This window comes from Pseudomonas sp. GNP013 (genome assembly GCF_054343995.1).
On sequence record NZ_JBTGUT010000001.1, the window covers coordinates 2018858 to 2039317 of the forward strand.

The window sequence follows — 20460 nt, forward strand, 5'->3', positions numbered from 1 at the left end:
TCCGGCAGGGCTCATCTGCGTTAAAGGAAATTGCACATGCACGCTTACAAGATGCTCATCAACGGTGTTCAGGTTGCCGGTGAAAACGGTCAGTTCGACGTGATCAATCCGGCCACCGGCAGCGCCTTCGCGCAATGCCCGGCCGGCTCGCTGGGCCAACTGGACGCGGCGGTGGCCGCCGCCCAGGCCGCGTTCAAGACCTGGCGCCACAGCGCCCATGAACGGCGTTGCGAGCATCTGAACGCGATTGCCAATGACATCGAACAGGACGCCGACGCACTCGCCCGGCTGATCGTGATGGAACAGGGCAAACCGCTGGAACTGGCGTTTTCCGAGGTCATGGGCGCCGCTGCCTGGACGCGCTATGCCGCCGGGCAGGAAATCGCCGTGGAACTGGTGGAAGAGACCCCGACCCAGCGCGTCGAGCTGCACCGCAAGCCGCTGGGCGTGGTGGCGTCGATCACGCCGTGGAACTGGCCGTTCATGATTGCCGTGTGGCACATCATGCCGGCGCTGCGCGCGGGCAACTGCGTGATCAGCAAGCCGTCGAGCCTGACGCCGTTGAGCACCCTGCGCCTGGTGGAGATCATCGCGCGGCACGTGCCCCATGGCGTGATCAACTGCGTGACCGGCGAGCAGGGGTTCGGCAGCGCGATCACCGCGCACCCGGGCATCCAGAAGATCGTGTTCACCGGTTCCACCGCCACCGGCCAGAGCGTGATGCGCGGCGCCGCCGTCAACCTCAAGCGCCTGACCCTGGAGCTGGGCGGCAACGACGCGGCAATCGTATTGCCCGGCACGCCCGTGCACGAGGTGGCCGAAGAGATCTTTCAGGCCGCCTTCCTCAACATGGGCCAGACCTGCGCCGCGCTCAAGCGCCTGTACGTCCACCAGTCCCAGTACCAGGCGTTTGCCGAGGCGCTGACGCAGATTGCCGAGCGCCAGGTGGTCGGTGATGGCCTGGAGCCGGGCGTTAATTTCGGCCCGGTGCAGAACCTCGATCAATTGGAGTTGGTGCAGGCGCTGGTTGCCGATGCGCGCGCCCAGGGTGCACGGGTGTTGTGCGGCGGCGCACGGCTGGACCGGCCAGGGTTCTTTTACCCGCCGACGCTGGTCGCGGACGTCACCGACGGCCATCGTCTGGTGGACGAAGAGCAGTTTGGCCCGGTATTGCCGCTGATCGCTTATGAGGATGTGGAAGACGTACTGCGCCGCGCCAATGCTGGCGACATGGGCCTTGGAGGCTCGGTCTGGGGGCCGGACAGCGAGCAGGCGCAGGCCCTGGCCAGCCGCCTGGAAAGCGGCGTGGCGTGGGTCAACTGCCATGCGCGTATCCAGCCGAACACGCCGTTCGGCGGCAGCAAGATGTCCGGCTTCGGCGTCGAGTTCGGCCTTGAGGGACTGCAGGAATTCACCGGCCAGCAATTGTTGTTCGTCAATAAACGCGCTGCTGAATAACCCCAAGGAGCTTCGACCATGCGTCATTCATCCGCTTCATTTCTCTGCGGCACGCTCGCCTGTGGCTTGACGCTCTGCGCCATCAGCCAGGCCCAGGCCTATGAGCTGTACAGCGACGACAGCCGGCACCTGAATGCCGACATGACCGCCGTGTTCGGCCTGTTCAACAGCCGCAAGAACTACGACGGCACGCCGGGTGGTTCGAGCTGGCGCGAAGGCTATATCAAATACGGCCTTAGCGGCGACCAGACGCTGGCGGGCAACGGCACCGCCTACGGCGCCTTCGCGCTGGTCAGCTCGGCGACCTGGGGCGAGGGCGATCCGGCCGGCAATACCTTGGGCTCCGAGCGCACCACCAAGATCGAAGATGCTTACCTGGGCTGGCGCTCCGGCGATCTGTTCCCGGCCCTGGGCAAGGACGGCGTGGACCTTTCCGGCGGGCGCCAGGTGGTCAAGCTTGGCAGTGGTTTTCTGGTCAACGACGACGGGCCCAACCTGGGCAAGGGCCCGGCCAATGGCAGCATGAACCGTGGCGGTGCGTATTACCTGGCCGCGCGGCATGCCTTCGATCAGACCGCGTTGCTGCGCCTGGGCGGCAAGGATGGCCTGCATGGCAGCCTGCTGTGGCTCAAGTCCGACAACCGCGCCCAGGCAGAAACCGAAGTGGCCGCCGGCACCCTTGATTACACCGCCAAACCCGGCACCCTGGGCCTGACCTGGGTGCACGGCATCGATGTGAACGAGCGCTGGGCCACTGATCTGCAGCGCCAGCGCAAGGGCATGAACGTGTACAGCGTGCGCGGCGAAGGCGATGCCGGCCTGCCCAACGTCAGCCTGGCGTTCGAATACGCCTGGCAGGACAAGGACAGCGGCCCCGAAAAAGCCTGGTACGGCGAAGCCGGCTACACCTTTGCCGACGTCGCCTGGACGCCGAAGGTCAGCTACCGCTACACACGCTACTCGCAGAAATGGGATTCGCTGTTCACCGGCGTGAGCGGCGGCTACGGCACCTGGCTGCAGGGGGAAGTCGCCGGCAACTACACGGGGCCGTTCAACAGCAACACCAGCATCCAGCATGTGGCGCTCAAGGCCACGCCCCTGGAAAACCTGACTCTGGGCGCGCTGTACTTCGACTTCGACACCGTACGCAAAAGCAACGCGCTGAACCTCGATGCGCGCGAGCTGGATGTGTATGCCGAATGGGCCGTCAACCCGCACCTGATCATCACGCCGCTGATCGGCCTCTATAAGCCCAAGCAGGACGCCACTACCGGCGGCAATCAGGTCGGGGGCAACGGCACCAACGTTTACAGCCAGCTGACCGTCGCCGTGCCGTTCTGACGACTCTGACTCAGGCGTCCGCCGCGCCTGACGGCGACGGGTTGCGCAGGTTGTCGGCAATGCGCCGTGTGGTGTCCATCACCATTTCAATCACGGTCTCCTGACGCAGCAGCTTGAAGCTCTGGGTGCTGCCCACGGCCGACAAGCTGCCGATCACTTCGTCGATATCCGGCTGGATGATCGGCGCGGCGATGCCGGTCAGGCCCAGGTTGAGTTCATCGTGGGTCATGCAGTAGCCGTCCTTGCGGATCTTTTTCGTGGCCTTGGCAAAGCTCGCCCAGTCGTAGGGGCTGTCCGGGTCGCCAGCCAGGTGGTCTTCGAACAGGCGTTGCAGGCGGCGGCCTTTCTGGAAGGCGATCAGCACCTTGGATTGCGCACCGCGAAAAAACGGCAGCGGGTGCCCACGGCCGAAGGAGAAGTGGTAGGTGTCGGTGGGTTCGGCAATGTAGGTATTGATGATGCGTCCGTCGTAGAAAACGCTGGCGAACACGGCCAGGCCGGTCTGCGCCGACAGTTCGTGCATCAGTTCGCGCCCCGCCAGGAGGATGGGGTCGTACTGGCGCATCATCCAGTCCAGCTCGATCACGCGCGGCCCCAGGCCGTAGTGGCCGGCGTCCACGCGGGTCAGCAGGCCGGCCTCGCACAACTCCTTGACGTAGCGATACGCGGTGGCGCGCGACAGGCCCATGCGCTCGGCAATCGTCTCCGGGTCGATCTTCAACGTCGCCGGACCGAACAGGTCCAGCACACTCAGCAATTTACTCAGGCTGCTCATTTCGTTCCTAGAGAAGGGATGGCTCGCGGGTAAGCACTATAGGCGAAAACACCAGGGATCCAAGGTGGGAAATCCCACGGTGCACTCCCACAGATAACTTAAGGGTTTATTATTGCATAAATCTCAAATTAAGAGATAAAAAGTAAAAAATGCTTGTTTGGTGTGTTTTTGTGTGTGATAAATCTCACCAAAGAAAACGCTCAACCGAGAGGGCAGACAATGAATGGCGCGCAACTGATAGTGAATGCGGCAGCGGCAAGCGGTATCGAGTACTGCTTTGCCAACCCGGGCACCACCGAGATTCCGCTGGTGGCGGCCATGGCCTGTGCACCTGCCCTGAAGCCTGTGCTGTCGCTGTTCGAAGGGGTGTGCACCGGTGCCGCCGATGGCTATGGCCGCATCGCCGGCAAACCGGCGATGACCCTCACGCACTTGGGCCCGGGCTTCGCCAACGGCATTGCCAACCTGCACAACGCACGGCGCGCCAATACGCCTATCGTCAACGTGATCGGCGACCACGCGTCGTGGCACGTCAATTACGATCCGCCGCTGGCCAGCGACATCCAGGCCCTGGCCGGCACGGTGTCCAGCTGGGTGCGCACCTCGCGCACCGCCTCCGGTGTCGGTGAAGACCTGCAGGAAGCCATGCGCGCTGCCTGGCAAGCCAAGGGCCAGATCGCCAGCCTGATCCTGCCGATGGATCTGCAATCCAATCCAGTCACCCATCACGGTCAGTTCAGCCCGCTGCGTGCGCCAGTGCGACGCTTTGCCGGCGACCGCATCGAAGCGGTGGCCCAGGCCCTGCGCGATGGCCAGCGGCTGGTGTTCATCGTCGGCGACCAGGGCCTGTCGGTGGCCGGCCTGGAAGCGGCGGGGCGCCTGGCACAACTGCCCAGCGTGCGGCTGTTCGCCGAGACCTTCCCGCGCCTGAGCTATCGCGGCGGCGGCTTGCCCGACCTGGACCGCCTGCCGTACTTCCCGGAAGTGGCCATCGAGATTCTCGAGCAGTACGACAAGGTGGTGTGCGCCGGTGTGCTGGAGCCCATCAGTTACTTTGGCTACGAAGGCATTCCATCGCGGCTGGCCGAGCGCGAGCGCCTGCTGTCGCTGGCCGAGGTCGGCGATGACGTGGCCGGTGCACTGACTGTGCTGGCCGACGCGCTGAATGCGCCGGCTTATGTCCCCACGCCGCAGCACATCGAGCTGCCGCCGGGCGAGGCGGCATTGAGCGCGCAATCGGTCGGGCAACTGCTGGCTGCCGCGCTGCCCCACGACTGCATTGTCTCGGTGGAAGGCGGCACCTGCGGCTATCCGTTTTTCACCGCCTCAGCCGGCGCTGCCCGCCACCGCGTGTTGACCAATACCGGCGGCGCCATCGGCCAGGGCATTCCGGTGGGGTTCGGCGCTGCACTGGCCGAGCGCGGCAACCGGGTGTTCTGCCTGCAATCGGACGGCAGCGCCCAGTACACCATCCAGACCCTGTGGAGCATCGCCCGCGAGCAACTGCCGGTGGTGATCCTGATCGCTGCCAACCATCGCTACGCGATCCTGCAGAACGAACTGCGCCGCTTCGGCATGACCGAACTCGACCCGCAGGCACTCAAGCTGACCGTGCTCGACAGCCCGCGCATTGACTGGAAGGCCCTGGCCACCGGCTACGGCGTGCCGTCCTGCACCGTGCACACCAATGCCGAACTGCAACGGGCGCTGGCCAACGCCGCCGCCGACGCCGGGCCTTGCCTGATCGAAATGGCGCTGTGAAGGAGCCGACCATGAACACGTTCCACTTGTTACCCGCCGTCCAGACGTTCCTCGCCCAGCCCGGTCGCCTGTTCATCGGCGGCAGCTGGCAGGACGCCGCCAGCGGTCGTCGCTTTGCCGTGGAAAACCCGGCCACCGAGCAGACCCTCACCGAAGTCGCCCAAGGCGACGAGCGTGATGTGAACGCAGCGGTCGCGGCCGCCCGCGCTGCCTTTACCGGCACCTGGGCCTTGCGGTCACCTGCGCGGCGCGGCCTGTTGCTGTCGCACCTGGCCGACCTGCTGGACCAGCACCGCGAGGAACTGGCGCAGCTGATCACCCTGGAAAACGGCAAGCCCATCGCCAACGCGCGGGGCGAAGCGGCCAGCGCGGCGAACATCATTCGCTACTTCGCCGGCTGGCCGACCAAGATCGAAGGCAGCACGCTGCCGGTATCGCCGGCCAGTGGCGCGCCGATGCTCAATTACACCCTGCGCGAGCCCGTGGGCGTGTGCGCACTGATCGTGCCGTGGAACTTCCCGCTGACCATGTGCGTATGGAAGCTCGGCCCCGCGCTGGCCACCGGCTGTGTAGCAATACTCAAACCTGCCGAGCAGACGCCGCTGGTGGCGATCCGTCTGGTGCAGTTGATCGAGGCCGCAGGCTTTCCGGCGGGGGTGGTCAACCTGATCACCGGCCTGGGTGCCGACACCGGCGCGCCGCTGGCGCAGCACCCGGACGTGGACAAGATCGCCTTCACCGGCTCCACCCAGGTCGGTCGGCTGATCGCCCAGGCGGCCACCGGCAACATGAAGAAGGTTTCGCTGGAACTGGGCGGCAAGTCGCCGAACATCATCCTGCCCGACGCCGACATCGTGCGCGCCGCCAAGGGTGCCGCCGACGGCATTTTCTACAACCAGGGCCAGGTGTGCACCGCCGGCTCACGCCTGTATGTGCACGCCAGCGTGCTCGACCAGGTGCTTGAAGAACTGCAGCGCCATGCCGCCGCCCATGTGCTCGGCAACGGCCTGGACCCGGCCAGCACCATGGGCCCGCTGGTGTCCGGTCGGCAGTTGAACACGGTCAAGGGCTACCTGCAGCGCGGCCAGGAAGAGGGCGCCGAGCTGATCTGCGGCGGCGGTCGTCCCGCTCACCTTGAGCGCGGCCACTTCATTGAGCCGAGCATCTTCCTTGACCGCGCCGAGCGGGCCTGCGTGGCCCGCGAAGAAATCTTCGGCCCGGTGCTGACGGTGATGAGCTGGAGCGAGATCGACGAGCTGGTGCTGCGCGCCAACGATTCGCCCTATGGCCTCGCCGCCGGCCTGTGGACCCGCGACCTGCGCTCGGCGCACCGCGTAGCCGCGCAGCTCAAGGCCGGCTCGGTGTGGATCAATTGCTGGAACGTGGTCGATCCGGCCTCGCCGTTCGGCGGCTACAAGCAATCCGGCTGGGGCCGGGAAATGGGCAAGAACGTGATCGACGCCTACACCGAGACCAAAAGCGTCTTTGTCGATCTGGCCTGAACCGAATAATCACAAGAGGAAATGGCAATGGATCTGGAATTGAAAGGCCGCGTGGCAATCGTCACTGGCGGCGGCATGGGCATCGGCAAGGAAGTCGCGCGGTTTCTTTCCGAGGAAGGCTGCAAGGTGGTGATCTGCGCGCGGCGCATGGAGTTCCTGGAACAGGCCGCCGCAGAAATCACCGCGCAGACTGGCAACGAAGTACTGCCGCTGTACTGCGACACCAACCAGATGTCGGCGGTGTCGGACATGGTCGAAGCGGCGCACAAGCACTTCGGCCGTATCGACATTCTCGTCAACGGCGCGGCGGCGCCCTCCGGCGTGGTGCGCAATGACATCGAGCACGCCGGCGACGACGAGCTGCTGTCGGACCTCAACACCAAGGTGATCGGCTACTTCCGCTGCGCCAAGGCGGTGACCCCGCACATGAAGGCCGGCGGTTTCGGACGCATCATCAATATCGGCGGCCTCACCGGACGCAGCAGCAAGGTGCTGTCAGGCATGCGCAACCTGGCCATCGCGCACATGACCAAGACCCTGTCCGACCAGTTGGGCGCCTTCGGCATCACGGTCAACCTGATCCATCCGGGCGTGGTGGACACTCCGCACATCCACGAGCTGTACGAGCGCGAAGGGATCAAGCAGGGCAAGACCCCGGAGCAGGTCGAGCAAGGCTACATCGACGCGACGCCGATTCGCCGCACCCTGGCCCCGATTGAAATGGGCTGGCTGATCGGCTTCCTGGCGTCTCCCAAGGCAGGCGCGGTGACCGGTGAATCCATCGGCATCGACGGCGGCCTGACCCGTGGCATCTTCATCTGAGGAGCAAATGCGATGAGTAACGGCACCCTTTTAGTCGCCACCGTCGGCCAGGCGGTGATCCGCAGCGCCGACGATGGCAAGACCTGGCACCGCCTGGGCCTGGGGCAGGACCTGGAATTCGATGCGATCACCCGCTCGTTGAGCGTGCACCCCGGCACGCCCGAGGTGATCTACGCCGGCACCGACATCGGCTTGTGCGTCAGCCATGACACCGGCGGGCGCTGGCAGCAGGTCGATTCACCGTTCAATGGCCAGACCGTGTGGAAGGTGGCGGTGGACCCGCAGGACGCCCAGCGGATTTTTGTCGGCACCGGTGCGCCCTCGCGCGCCGTGCTGTGGCGCACCCTGGACGGCGGCGCGAGCTGGGACCGCGCACCGGTGGAAATTCCGGAATTCTGCGACGGCGTCAGTCGCCCGCGCCTGCTGGCCTTCGCCTATGACCCCACCGACCGCAACCAGGTGTGGTTCGGCCTGGAGGAGGGTGGCCTGTTCCACTCCCGCGACGGCGGCGACAGCTGGACCCGTATCGATGACCGCCTGCTGTGGGACTTCAACTCGGACATCCACAACATCGTGGTACTGCCCAACCATGGCCACAAGGTCATCGTGGTGGTGTGCGTCAACGCGGTGTACCGCAGCGTCGATGAAGGCCTGACCTGGACCGGCATCGTCGGCCGCGAAGCCTTCGGCCTGTACTACCTGCGCGCCATGAACGCGCCGCCGGGCAGCGAGGACACGCTGTACCTGAGCATTTCCGACGGTACGCCGGGCACCACCAGCAAGGTCCTGATCTCCCGCGATGCCGCCGTCAGCTGGGAAGTATTGCCGCTGCCGCAGCAGCCCAATTCCTGCGTCTGGGCGATTGCCTTCAACCCGGCCAACCCGCGCCAGATCGTCGCCGGCACCAAGTACGGGCACTTGTTCACGTCCGACAACGGCGGTGACGGCTGGCAGAAGCACTGGCGCGAGTTCAGCGAGATCGCCGATGTGCTGTGGACGCCTGCCGTGGCGCAGATCAAGGCCGGGCATCAATCCATCGTCAAGAAGAACTGAGGTAACCGGTGATGAAAGTCAAAATCCTTCGGACCCACTTATCGCTATTTGTGAGTGATCCTGATGTGTCGGCACGGTGGTACGCCGACATCCTGGGCATGCACGAAAGTGCCCGGGGCGAAAGCTGGGTCATGATGGCGTTTGGCACCAAGCATCACGACATCGCCTTGATTCGTGCAGAGCCCGGCGCCCATCAGGGCGGGCTGGGCCTGCAACACTACGGATTGGAAATCGACGGTGACATGACCACCTTGCGCCAGCTCTACGGCATGTTGCTGGAGAAGGGGGTGGAGGTGGTGAAAATTACCGATCATGAAATCGGCAACGGTCTGTATTTCAACGACCCCGATGACAATCGCATGGAATTCTTTCTCGAGACCGAGCATGACGATGCGTGCGGCAAGGCCCGCTTCAAGGCCGCCGGTGCGCCGAGTCGCAATATCACGCTTGACCCCCTTGACCCGATTTGAACCGAGGTTCACCTGATGAAAACCGCAAATTTCGCCAGCTACCACATTCGCAAATGGTACAGCTTCGTCGAAGAAACCCTGGCCAATGAAACCGGCCAACTGGCCGATGGCGAGCCGGTGTTCAAATACGCCGTGGCCGCCGTGATCGCCAACCCCTATGCTGGCCGCTACAGTGAAGACCTTTCGCAATTGATCGAGCCATCGCCGCTGCTGGGTGAAGAGTTCGGCCGGCGCATCCTGGCACTTGCCGGTTCACGCCGGATTGAAAGCTATGGCAAGGCTATCCTGGTGGGCAGCGCCGGCGAGTACGAGCACGGCAACGCGTTTCTGACCAACCCGGCGGCCGACCCGATTCGTGTGGCGCTGGGCGGCGGCAAGTCGTGGGTGCCGTCCACCGGCAAGCGCGGTGGCCCGGGCTCGACCATCGACGTGCCGCTGGCGCACAAGGACGCGCTGTACGTGCGTTCGCACTACGACAGTTTTTCCATAACGTTCGGCGACGGACCTTCGCCGGATGAGCTGGTGGTGATCTGGGCCTTCGCCACCCGTGGGCGTCTGCATGCACGGCTGGGCGGCCTGCGCGCCGAAGACGTCAAGGGCCTTGACGGGCTGCACTGATAACGGCGCAGGCGTGAGCGCTGGCGGACCTCAACCACAACAAGAACAGCGGTGAATAGCGATGAAGCAGGAGAAGACCCAGGTGGTCATCGTCGGCGGTGGCCCCAACGGGATCACGGCGGCGCATTACATGGGGGTGTACGGCATCGACTGCGTGGTCCTCGAACTGGCCGACGGCATCCTGCCGTATCCCCGCGCCGTGGGCATGGACGACGAAGCGTTGCGCGTGTTGCAGGGCATCGGCATGGCCGACCTGGCGGTGCGCGACATGATCTGCGACGTGCCGCTGCGCTATTACAACGCGCGCGGCGTGTGCTTTGCCGAGGTCAAGCCGAGTACCGCGCATTACGGCTGGCCGATGCGCAACATCTTCATGCAGCAGTTGCTCGAAGGCACCCTGCGTGAACACCTGGGCCGGCACGCCGGCGTCGAGCTGCGCCAGGGCCACGAACTGCTCAAGCTGGCCCAGGACGGGGAGGGCGTGACCCTGCAGGTGCGCGGTGCCGACGGCGACGTTTATGCGTTGCAGGCCGACTACGTGATCGGTGCCGACGGCGGGCGCTCCACGGTGCGCAAACAACTGGGCATCGAGCTGCTCGGGCTGACCCACCCGCGCAAATGGGTGGTGGTCGACACCGCCAACGATACCCTCGATGCGCCGTTCACCGCACTGCATGCCGACCCGCAGCGGCCCTTCGTGTGCATCTACCTGCCTTACCAGCAGCGACGCTGGGAATTCATGCTGATGGAGGGCGAGGACGAGGCGAAGATGTGCGAAGAGGCGACCATTCGCCGGCTGATCCACGGGCACATCGGCGATGCGGTCAACGACCTCGATATCATCCGTATTCGCGCCTACACCCACCACTCGCGGGTCGCGGCGCGCTTTGTCGAAGGCCGTGTGGCGCTGGTCGGCGATGCGGCGCATATCTCCCCGCCCTGGGCCGGGCAGGGCCTCAACTCCGGCCTGCGCGACGTGGCCAATGTGGCGTGGAAACTCGCGGCGATCATCCAGGGCCGCGCGGCACCGTCGATCCTTGGCAGTTACGATCAGGAGCGCCGTGGCCACGCGACCGAACTGGTCGCCCTGGCCGACAACATGGGCGCCGTCCTCGGCTTGACCAACCCGCTGATGGCCGGGGTGCGCGACTGGCTGTTCCAGGCGGTCAACAGCGTCGACAACCTGCGTTCGCATTTGCTGGAGTTCAAGTTCAAACCCAAGGCCACCATCACCAAAGGCCTGGTCCACCACGAGCGCGCCGAGTTGCGCGAGGACGACCTGGTCGGCCAGTTGTTTATCCAGCCGTCCATCGAAGATGCCCAGGGCCAGCGCCGACGCCTCGACGAAATGCTCGGCGATGGCTATGCGGTGCTCGGGTATCGGGTGAACCCGGGTGAACACTTGAGCGCTGCCATGGCCGAGTATTGGGCCGGGTGGGGCACGCGTTTCATTCAGGTCAATCGTTCGCGCAGCGGTGTGGGACGCAACCAGCCGTTGACCGCCAGCGACGCCCTGAGTGTGGAGGACGTGGATAACCGCCTGGGTGAATGGTTCTCCAGGGTGCGTGATTGCATCGTGGTGGTGCGTCCGGACCGTTTTGTCGCCGCCATCACTACGCCTGAGCGACTCGACGGCGTACTGCGCAAACTGGCGGAGCAACTGTCATGAGCGGCGTTAACGCTGTGCTCGCGCACTTGCAGCAGGCCGCGCACGCTGTGCAGGCCATTGCGCCGTTGCCGGCCGAGGCGCTCGACAAGCAGCAAGGCTACACGCTGCTGCGCCAGAGCCTGGCACAACGCACGGCAGGCGGCGAGCGCTTGAGCGGCTGGAAAGTGGCGTTTGCCGGCCGCTCCGCGCAGGCGCGCTTTGGCCTCGATGAGCCGGTGTACGGCGCGCTTACCCAGGCCATGGCGGTGGCGCCGGGCAGTGCGGTGGCGTGCGGGCGGCTGATCCAGCCCAAGCTGGAAGTGGAACTGGCCCTGGTGTTCGGGCAGACGCTGGCGCCGGGTGACTACAGCGATGCGCAGATTCTGGCGGCGATTGCCGAGGTGGCGCCAGCGTTCGAGATCGCCGACTGCCGCTGGCAAGGCTGGCAGTTCGGGCTTGGCGCATTTCTGGCCGATAACGCCGCCGCAGGCCGTTACTGTGTGGGCGCGCGCGTGCCGTTCGACGCGACGCGGCATGCCTGCGTGGCCTATCGGCTGGAGCACGGGGGCATCTTGCTGGGCAGCGGCGACACCCAGGCGCGGGAGGACAGCCCGTTGTTCAACCTGTGCTGGCTGGTGCGACGCCTGTTGGCTGATGGTCATCCGGTGGAGGCCGGGCAGGTGGTGTTGTCCGGTGCGTTGCTGGCGCCGCTGGCGATAGAACCGGGAGCGTATCGTTTGCACATGCTTGGCACGGAACTGGCTTTGGATTTTCACGCCGGCATCGCGCCTGCGCCAACGTCCGCTGCCGTCACGGACGACTGAGCCCCGCTTCAGGCCGCCGAGGAATGACACTTATGCTTGCCGAAGTGCGCACCTTCAATGACTCCCAACAGCACGCCGGCTCTATCCAGGGCTGGCAGCAGGTCTACGACCAGCTCGGCCGCGGCTGCCTGAACAGCGAGCTGCGCCAGCTGTCCGGGGATCGTTTTCAGATTTTCCAGGAGGTGCTCGACAAGCGCGTCGTGCAGCATGGCCGCTCGCCCAAGGGCCGCCTGTGCGCGGCGATGTCGCTGGGCAGCCCGCCGGTGGTGCAGGGCCAACAGGTGAGCGCACAGAGTGTGGTGCTGTTGCGCGATGCCGAGGAGTTCGTACTGCATGCGCCCCAGGGCACGCATTTTTTTTCGCTCAACGTCGATGCGGTGCGCTTTGCCAAACTGGCGGCGTTCGAGTTGTCCGCCGAGCAGCTCAAGCGTCTGACCAGCGTGTCGGCGCTCAGCGTGGATGAAGCGTTACTGCTGCGCATTCGTCAGCGCATCCACCCACTGTTTCTTCACTTTCTGGAACATGCGCACGCCATCAGCCCGGCCTCGGAGAAGATGCTGGAAGATGAACTGCTCGGGGCGTTTCTCGATCTGTTCAGCCACGCCGGCGATGAAGTGCGCGGCCGCCGCGGCAATTTCGCGGTCAGCGCGTACCTGGTCCGGCGTAGCCAGGAGCTGATCATCGCCAGCGGCGATACGCCGTTGAGCATCCTGGATCTGTGCGAGCAACTGCGCGTGAGCCGCCGCACCCTGCAGAACAGTTTCCAGGCGGTGACCGACATGCGCCCGGTCGAGTACCTGCGCAACCTGCGCCTCAACGCAGTACGGCGGCAGTTGATCGCGACGTCGGCGAGCGAGAAGAACGTCGGCGAGATTGCCGTGGCCATGGGCTTTTTCCACCTGAGCCACTTCGCAACGCATTACCGCGAGCTGTTTGGCGAGTCGCCCTCGGAAACGCGCCGGGCCTCGAGCTGAGGTGTTGCCCGGCCATCGGTACAGATCTGATGCACTACAGTCCAAGTGTGGGAGGGGGCTTGCTCCCGATAGCAGTGTGTCAGCCCAAGAAGTCTCAACTGACCCGCCGCCATCGGGAGCAAGCCCCCTCCCACATTTTGACTGTGCTGTGTCAGTAGCTGACCGTGAAATGCTGCGCCATAGCTATTGAAAAAATGCCGACTGACACACAGCCGATCAAGTGTGGGAGGGGGCTTGCTCCCGATAGCGGGATGTCAGCCAAAGAAATTCACCTGACCCGCCGCCATCGGGAGCAAGCCCCCTCCCACATTTGGATCGGATTCGGCCTGAGTTATTGGTCAGGCGCTCAAGCCAGTCCCGGGTCCACGCGCTTGCCGATGTCCTTGAGGCGCGCCAGTTGGTCGATCATCGACGGCGCCTCATCCAGGCAACTGACGAAGGTCCACAGGTAGGTCATCACCGCGTAGATATGCCCGGCTTTTACCGCAGGCGCCAACGCCAGTTGGCTGATGGCGACCACGAACAGCAGCGCCGAGACTACGCCGATGCACAGGAAGGCCACGGCTTCACGGTCCGACAGCCGAATGCGCAGGCGCGACAGTACGTGGTAGTGACGGTGCAATGTGTGCTCACCCACGGCTTCGACCAGGCCGATTTCCTTTTCCAGGCGATTGTTCAGGCGCTCGTGCAAACGCTGGTTGCGTCGGGCAAAACCGGGCATGACCGTGAGGCACAGCAGTAATGCCACCAGGCACGCCAGGCCGACCCACGGCTCGATCACCAACAGCATGCCGGCTGCGCCGATGATCGAGACCAGCGCGGTGGCGATGATCGGCACATGCTTTTCGAAGAAATCCACGAAGTCCCGCGCCAGCACTACCCGCGCCGCCGCCTTGGAGGTGCTGTGGCGTTGCAGGCGCTGGTTGAGAATCACCGGCACGGCAAGGTCTGCGTAGATGCGCGTGAAGGTGCGCGTGTCCAGTGCCCGGCGCGCCGCGCCCACCACCCAGAACCCGAGCACCACGCCGGCATACAGCAACGCACTGGCGGCATCGCCACGGATGATCGAGTCCACCGCAAAGCCGGCGAACAGCGGGTAGGCCAACAGCAATGCGTTCTCCAGCGCGACCAGCGACAAGGTGGCGAACAACTTGCCGGGGTAGGTCCGGGCAATGGCCTTGAGGGTCTGGCTGGCGGATTGCTGGGCGAGTTTTTCACTGGCTACGATAAGGATCGGTGGTGTGACGGAGGGCATGGGGCACCTGTGGAGCGCATTGGGTATTTCAGCGGGTGCCGATGATGCCTGGCAAGCGTGCAGGGTCAGTGAAGGAATCATGGAGAACGCATGGAGGCCGCAAACAACGTGCAGCGGGGAAGGGCAGGGTTTCAGGCGAAACGGATGCGCTCGTTGTAGGCGTTCTGCAGCATTTTGCGCTGGTACTCGCAGGGCGTGGTGCTGACGAGCTTCTTGAAGTCGCGCAGGAAGTGCGATTGATCGGAAAAGCCCAGGTCCAGCGCCAGGTCCGAGAACGACACGTCGCGCTGGTTGTTCAGCGTGTCCAGGGCGGCCTGGCAGCGAATGATGCGGAAGAAAGTCTTGGGCGACACGCCGGTGTCCTGGCTGAACTGGCGATGAATCGTGCGGCTGGTGTAGCCACTGAGGTCTTCCAGGTGCTGGATGCGCAGGTCGCCGCGATGGGCCAGCGCCTGCTGGATAACGATGGCGGTCAGCTTCGAGGTGCGGCCCATCAGGCGCGGGGCCAGGTAGTCGTTGAACAGCTTGATCTGGTCCTGCAGCAGCGGGGCATTGACGATGTTCTCGAAAATGCTCTGGGCAAATGCCGACACTTGCAGCAGGTCCCATTCCTGTTCGGTCAGGTCCTCGGCCATGACATTGATGAAACCTGGAATGACCCCCGGCGCAAAGCGTACACCAAAGTAATGATGGCCCTGCAGCAGTTCAACCCGCTGGGCTTGCAGCGGCGTACCGCAGATCTTCACGCTGGGGCGCGTGGCGTCGCAGTCGAACACGATGTCCACGCAGCCATCCGGCACCGCCAGCAGGTCAGCCGAGTGGGCGACGTCGAAGGCGTAGAAATGCGAAATCGCCGGGTGTTCGCAAGGCACTACCGAATACCGCGATGAGTTGAGCACGAACCACGGTTGTTCATAAGCGGTGTGCCGCCGTATGGGCGGTGAACACAGGTTGAGCATGACCGGACCTTACCAGGGAAATAGGCGGGAATATTCACGCACTTATCGCGCCAACTCCTGGCTGTGCGCCGAACCGTGATGTCCGAAATTTACAATACCGCCGACCCACGCAGCCCGATACTCGACCTCGATAGCGTGGGAGCAGCGCCTACCGCAGCGGTATCTCTTTGAGTCGAGAATAATAATGGCCACTACTGCAAGAATAGACTTCATCTACTTGTCCGAGCAGGACATGATCCGCGCCGGCGTGACCGACATGCTCGCTTGTGTGAATACCATGGAGGAAATGTTCGGCCTTCTGTACAGCGGGGACTACCGCATGGCCGGGCCGAACAACGATTCCCATGGCGCGATGGTGATTTTCCCGAAGGATTCGCCGTTCCCCAACATGCCCAAACCCACCGCCGACCGCCGCATGATGGCGATGCCGGCCTACCTGGGCGGCAACTTCTGCACCGCAGGGGTGAAATGGTACGGCTCCAACATCGCCAACCGCGAGAAAGGCCTGCCACGCTCGATCCTGATGTTCACCCTCAATGACCCTGACACCGGCGCCCCCTTGGCGCACATGTCCGCCAACCTGTTGTCGGCGTATCGCACCGGTGCGATCCCCGGCGTCGGCGCGCGCCACCTGGCCCGCAAGGACTCCAAAGTGGTCGGCCTGCTCGGCCCGGGCGTGATGGGCAAGACCACGCTCGCCGCGTTCATCGCCGTTTGCCCGCATATCGACACCTTGAAGATCAAGGGTCGTGGCGAGAAAAGCCTGAATGATTTTCTGGGCTGGGTGAAGCAAACCTATCCGCAGATCACCACGATTAATGTGGTCGACAGCCTTGAAGAGGTGGTCCGTGATTCCGACCTTGTTACTTATTGTAGCTCCGGTGAGACAGGCGACCCCTCGAACTACCCAATGGTGAAGCGCGAGTGGGTCAAGCCGGGATGCTTCATGGCAATGCCCGCCTCCTGCTCGCTGGACGAGGGCATGGAGCGCGCCGACGTGCGCAAGGTGCTGGACAACACCGGCCTTTACGAAGCCTGGTTCGACGAACTGCCCAAGCCTGCGCACCACTGCGTGCCGGTGATTGGCGTGCGGTTCATGGACATGATTGCCGAAGGCACGCTGCAGCGCGAAGCGCTGGAAGACATCGGCAAGATCGTCGCCGGCGATGCCCAGGGCCGTCGCAACGATGACGAGATCATCATCATGTCGGTCGGCGGCATGCCGGTCGAGGACGTGGCGTGGGGCACGGTGGTGTACCGCAATGCGATCAAACAGGGCATCGGCGTGAAGCTGAACCTGTGGGAAACCCCTGAGCTGCGCTGAACCACTCCTTACCCAACTGAAGAGACCTTCGACATGACAAAAATCATCAAGCTCAAGACTGGTTCGCCGTTTGAAGACCAGGCCAGCTATTCGCGCCTGGTGGTGGTGGACAACTGGATCTACGTCTCCAATACCGCCGGCCGCAATCCGCAGACCAAACTGATCCCCGAAGACGTTCTGGAGCAGACGCACCAGGTGTTTGCCAACATCGAGTCGGCCTTGAAGGCAGTCGATGCCAGCCTGGCCGATGTGGTGTGCTCGCGGGTGTTCATCCAGGACCCCAGGGACGTGCCGGCGGTGATGGGGCTGATCGGCGAAAAGTTTCGCGGCGTCGACCCGGCCAGTACCGTGACCTGCCCGCCGCTGGGCTCGACGGTCTACAAGGTGGAACTGGAGGTGACGGCTTACCGCAACGCCTCCAACGCTCAAGTCGAAGTGATTCGCCTGGCGCAGTAATCCGTTACGCGGCCGTGCATTCGCGCGGCCGACCTTTCCTGTTTTGCGAGTCTCGATCATGGCCCCGACTATTGCGCCCGTGAACACGTCCACCGAATTCCCCTCCGCGACCGGCGTTGTCATCATCGGCGGCGGGATCATTGGCTTGACCGCCGCGCTGGCACTGGCTGAGCGCAATATCCCGGTGGTGGTCCTGGAAAAGGGCCGTATCGCCGGCGAGCAGTCCTCGCGCAACCTGGGCTGGGTACGCAAGACCAGCCGTCACGCCCATGACATTCCGCTGGCGCTGGCCGCCGACCGCCTGTGGGCGCAAATGCCTGGACGGGTCGGCGCGGATGTCGGTTATCGCCAGGAAGGCATCATGTTCGTCGCCCGCAACGAGGCGCAGATGGCCATGCATGAAGGCTGGCTCAAGTCGGTCGAGCACCTTTCCCTGGACTCGCAGTTGCTCAGTCATCGCGAAATCGCGCAACGCGTGCCGGGTGGCCAGGGCGAGTGGGCCGGCGGGATCTACACCGCGTCCGACGCCCGCGCCGAACCGACCCTGGCCAGCAGCGCGATCGCCAGGGCGGCGATGGCCCTGGGCGTAGTGATCATCGAGCAGTGCGCAGTGCGCACGCTGCAGATGTCGGCCGGCAAGGTGAGCGGCGTGGTCACTGAAAAGGGCGAAATCCGCTGCGACCAGGTATTGCTCGCCGGCGGCATGTGGTCGCGGCGCTTTTTGGGCAACCTCGGCGTGTCATTGCCGACCCTGGCCCTGACCTGCTCGGTGATGCGCACCCATCCGATGCAAGGCCCCACCGAAATTGCCGTGGGCGCGCCGGACTTTTCGTTTCGCAAACACCAGGACGGCGGCTTCATCATCACCCAGCGCGGCAAGCTGGATGCGTTCCTGACCCTCGACCACCTGCTGCTGGCCCGGCAATACATGCCCCAATTCCGTGCGCAACGCAGCGTATTGAACGTGTCCCTGGGCAAATACTTCTTCAACGACCTGGCCCTGTCGCGACGCTGGTCGGCCGACAGCATCAGCCCGTTCGAACGCGTGCGTACCCAGGACCCGGCCGCCAACCCACGGCTGAACAACGACGCGATGAACAACCTCAAAGCCGCCTGGCCGGTGTTCGAGCAAGCCCGAATCGCCCAGACCTGGGCCGGCACTATCGACGTCACCCCGGACTCCAACCCGGTCATCGGCCCCGTCGAAAAAATCCCCGGCCTCACCGTCGCCACCGGCTTCTCCGGCCACGGCTTCGGCACCTCACCGGCCGCCGGCCAACTGGCCGCCGACCTCATCAGCGGCCACCCCCCCATCATCGACCCAAGCCCATACCGCTTCGACCGTTTCTAACCAACCCAGCCGTTGATCGGCTCTTGATCCTGCCTTTGATTTTGATCTCAGGCGCCCCATCAACCACGCTGGCCGAACGCAGGCTTGAATCCGTGGGTAACCCGGCAGGACGCCGGGTTAGCCGCACTGGGCCATGGATGGCCCATTGCGGCGGCCCACGGATTCAAGCCTGCGTGCGGGCACACCGAGCCTGAGCGAGGTGCCGAGTGGTGGGGCAAGAGCCCTTTGGTTACTTTGGGGCTTTTCCAAAGTGACCCGCCGTAAGGGCGGAACCGTAATCAGCCGTTACCGCAACAACGCATATGTACACCGTCAGACCGCTATCGCAGGCAAGCCAGCTCTCACATTAAACCCACGGCGGACCCACCCAATGCCCCCAACCAGCAGCTTCTTCACCAACCGCACCGGCCTCAACCTGCACATCCTGCGCTGGGGCCATCCAAGCGGCACCCCCCTGGTCCTGCTCCACGGCCTGCGCGCCTACGCACAAACCTGGGAATCACTGGTAAAAGCGCTCGGCCCCACCTACTGCGTCTACGCCCTGGACCAACGCGGCCGCGGCCTGAGCGACTGGGCACCGCCCACCAGCTACCACACACAGTCCTACGTAGACGACCTGCAGGACTTGGTCGCCCACGCCGGCCTGCAGCGCTTCATCCTGCTGGGCCACTCCCTGGGCGGCGCCAACGCCCTCGAATACGCCCGACAAAACCCCGGCCGCCTGACGGGCCTGATCATCGAAGACATCGGCCCCGGCTCCTCCAGCCAGGGGGACGGCGCCGCGCGCATCCGCCGCGAGATGAACCAGACCCCGCTGCAGTTCGACAATTGGGACGCCGCCCGCGCGTTCTGGCAGACCTCACGCCCCGGCCTGTCGGAGCAGGGCCTGGCCTCGCGGCTGGCACACTCGATGAAAGAAAGCGCCGGCGTGATCACCTGGCGCCATGATCAGCAAGGCATCGCCGAGGCACGCTTGAGTATCGAGCCGACCGACCTGTGGCCGGCGGTGCGCGCCCTGGATTGCCCGACGCTGTTCATTCGCGGCGCGCGCTCGGACTTCCTGCCGGCAGCGACGCTGCAAGCCATGCGCGACAGCAACGCGATGGTGCGCACCGCCGAAGTCGCGGACGCCAGCCACTATGTGCACGACGATCAGGCCGAGACATTCAACCGGCTGGTCATCGCGTTCCTTGATAGCCTGTTGGACGTCTAGGTCTTTTTTTCCGCACTGGTCGCGCGGCCGCCGGGAACGGCGCAGCCATCCGCGCCACAGCGAGCGCTGCCGTCAGGGTGCGGCAGCCAGGCCAGGTGCGGGCGCCAGCGGCAGAACAGGCGATAGCCGATGTTCAGCAGCGGCCGGGTCAGGCGCCAGGACAACGGTGCGGCCCAGGCGCCCAGGCCCGCTGCCCGCCAGCTCCAGAGCGTCGCGTCGAGGCCGGTGACCCAGGTTCCATCGGCGAACCTGGCGTGCAGTGACGAGGCCATGTCCGCTGCGGTGAACCCCAGGGGCGTCGCGTCGAATGCCTCAGCGCTGATGTCAACGAACAGCAGGCGATCCGGCGTTGCCCTGGCACTGAGCAGCTTGATCTCTCGCGCACAAAGTGGGCAATCGCCATCAAAGTAGAGGGTCAGAGGCCATTGGGTTTTCTTGTACAAGATTTATCGCTCTGTATAGGTTATTCGACACGATAGGCGCAAAGAATCGCACTTGCAACGTGCGCCGACAGTCCATCAGCCGCTTTTGCACGGGGCCTCAATATGCTGCCGACCTTGCCGATAGCGTGGGTATGACCCAAGAGGCGCTGCCCAATGTTCAACTCCAAAATCAAGCAACAGCTCAATGCCCAGTCTGCCGAGCTGGCCCAGCTG

19 protein-coding genes are annotated in these 20460 nt (G+C 64.3%); 15 read left to right on the plus strand and 4 right to left on the minus strand.

Translation table 11 applies throughout. The features are described 5' to 3' along the window. Positions 1 to 36 precede the first annotated feature (36 nt). Positions 37 to 1458 carry an aldehyde dehydrogenase family protein gene (locus ACXX81_RS09000; RefSeq protein ID WP_458571534.1) on the plus strand — a complete coding sequence of 474 codons (1422 nt, stop codon included), beginning with the start codon at positions 37 to 39 and terminating at the stop codon, positions 1456 to 1458. Positions 1459 to 1476: 18 nt separating this feature from the next. Further along, entirely contained in the window at positions 1477 to 2799 is a 1323-nt protein-coding gene (locus ACXX81_RS09005; RefSeq protein WP_231421386.1) for an alginate export family protein, read from the plus strand. A 10-nt stretch (positions 2800 to 2809) separates the two neighbouring features. Here the strand turns inward: ACXX81_RS09005 and ACXX81_RS09010 are convergent, their stop codons facing one another. Beyond that, positions 2810 to 3574 (minus strand): IclR family transcriptional regulator, encoded by a 765-nt coding sequence (locus tag ACXX81_RS09010; RefSeq protein ID WP_209982388.1) that lies wholly within the window; start codon positions 3572 to 3574, stop codon positions 2810 to 2812. A 219-nt stretch (positions 3575 to 3793) separates the two neighbouring features. On the opposite strand from ACXX81_RS09010, the gene ACXX81_RS09015 reads away from it, so the two are divergent. From ACXX81_RS09015 to ACXX81_RS09055, 9 genes are all read left to right on the plus strand, one after another. Continuing rightward, complete coding sequence (locus ACXX81_RS09015) at positions 3794 to 5335, plus strand: acetolactate synthase large subunit (protein ID WP_458571535.1); 1542 nt, start codon at positions 3794 to 3796, stop codon at positions 5333 to 5335. Positions 5336 to 5346: 11 nt separating this feature from the next. Beyond that, positions 5347 to 6837, plus strand: coding sequence for an aldehyde dehydrogenase family protein (locus ACXX81_RS09020; protein WP_458571536.1), 1491 nt, complete (start codon positions 5347 to 5349; stop codon positions 6835 to 6837). Positions 6838 to 6864: 27 nt separating this feature from the next. Beyond that, positions 6865 to 7659 carry an SDR family NAD(P)-dependent oxidoreductase gene (locus tag ACXX81_RS09025; RefSeq protein ID WP_209982381.1) on the plus strand — a complete coding sequence of 265 codons (795 nt, stop codon included), beginning with the start codon at positions 6865 to 6867 and terminating at the stop codon, positions 7657 to 7659. Between the two features lie 12 nt (positions 7660 to 7671). Next, positions 7672 to 8712: a VPS10 domain-containing protein gene (locus ACXX81_RS09030; RefSeq protein WP_209982379.1), complete on the plus strand. Its 1041-nt coding sequence runs from the start codon at positions 7672 to 7674 to the stop codon at positions 8710 to 8712. An 11-nt stretch (positions 8713 to 8723) separates the two neighbouring features. Then, positions 8724 to 9182, plus strand: coding sequence for a VOC family protein (locus ACXX81_RS09035; protein WP_057008841.1), 459 nt, complete (start codon positions 8724 to 8726; stop codon positions 9180 to 9182). Positions 9183 to 9197: 15 nt separating this feature from the next. After that, the gene (locus ACXX81_RS09040; RefSeq protein WP_209982377.1) at positions 9198 to 9800 is read left to right on the plus strand and encodes an amino acid synthesis family protein; all 603 of its coding nucleotides are present in this window, start codon (positions 9198 to 9200) and stop codon (positions 9798 to 9800) included. Positions 9801 to 9861: 61 nt separating this feature from the next. Next, positions 9862 to 11469, plus strand: a complete 1608-nt coding sequence (locus tag ACXX81_RS09045) for a bifunctional 3-(3-hydroxy-phenyl)propionate/3-hydroxycinnamic acid hydroxylase (RefSeq protein ID WP_231421381.1) — start codon at positions 9862 to 9864, stop codon at positions 11467 to 11469. After that, positions 11466 to 12272, plus strand: coding sequence for a 2-keto-4-pentenoate hydratase (locus tag ACXX81_RS09050; RefSeq protein WP_458571537.1), 807 nt, complete (start codon positions 11466 to 11468; stop codon positions 12270 to 12272). The genes ACXX81_RS09045 and ACXX81_RS09050 overlap by 4 nt, the downstream gene beginning before the upstream one ends. A gap of 32 nt (positions 12273 to 12304) precedes the next feature. Then, on the plus strand, positions 12305 to 13246 hold the full coding sequence (locus ACXX81_RS09055; protein ID WP_458571538.1) for a helix-turn-helix domain-containing protein: 942 nt from the start codon (positions 12305 to 12307) through the stop codon (positions 13244 to 13246). A gap of 346 nt (positions 13247 to 13592) precedes the next feature. Here the strand turns inward: ACXX81_RS09055 and ACXX81_RS09060 are convergent, their stop codons facing one another. Together ACXX81_RS09060 and ACXX81_RS09065 are read right to left on the minus strand one after the other, a co-directional pair. Then, entirely contained in the window at positions 13593 to 14501 is a 909-nt protein-coding gene (locus ACXX81_RS09060; protein WP_209982368.1) for an ABC transporter six-transmembrane domain-containing protein, read from the minus strand. A gap of 131 nt (positions 14502 to 14632) precedes the next feature. Further along, positions 14633 to 15460: an AraC family transcriptional regulator gene (locus ACXX81_RS09065; RefSeq protein WP_458571539.1), complete on the minus strand. Its 828-nt coding sequence runs from the start codon at positions 15458 to 15460 to the stop codon at positions 14633 to 14635. A 184-nt stretch (positions 15461 to 15644) separates the two neighbouring features. Between ACXX81_RS09065 and ACXX81_RS09070 the strand changes: the two genes are divergently transcribed. From ACXX81_RS09070 to ACXX81_RS09085, 4 genes are all read left to right on the plus strand, one after another. Next, positions 15645 to 16784 (plus strand): ornithine cyclodeaminase family protein, encoded by a 1140-nt coding sequence (locus tag ACXX81_RS09070; RefSeq protein WP_458571540.1) that lies wholly within the window; start codon positions 15645 to 15647, stop codon positions 16782 to 16784. Positions 16785 to 16817: 33 nt separating this feature from the next. After that, complete coding sequence (locus ACXX81_RS09075; RefSeq protein WP_209982363.1) at positions 16818 to 17240, plus strand: RidA family protein; 423 nt, start codon at positions 16818 to 16820, stop codon at positions 17238 to 17240. 58 nt (positions 17241 to 17298) lie between these two features. Next, positions 17299 to 18591, plus strand: a complete 1293-nt coding sequence (locus ACXX81_RS09080; RefSeq protein WP_458571541.1) for an NAD(P)/FAD-dependent oxidoreductase — start codon at positions 17299 to 17301, stop codon at positions 18589 to 18591. Positions 18592 to 18961: 370 nt separating this feature from the next. Beyond that, positions 18962 to 19804, plus strand: coding sequence for an alpha/beta fold hydrolase (locus ACXX81_RS09085; RefSeq protein ID WP_322213729.1), 843 nt, complete (start codon positions 18962 to 18964; stop codon positions 19802 to 19804). Here the strand turns inward: ACXX81_RS09085 and ACXX81_RS09090 are convergent. Continuing rightward, a complete protein-coding gene (locus ACXX81_RS09090; RefSeq protein ID WP_209982358.1) occupies positions 19801 to 20247 on the minus strand; it encodes a thiol-disulfide oxidoreductase DCC family protein in 447 nt (148 codons plus the stop codon). The genes ACXX81_RS09085 and ACXX81_RS09090 overlap by 4 nt on opposite strands. Positions 20248 to 20460: the final 213 nt, after the last annotated feature.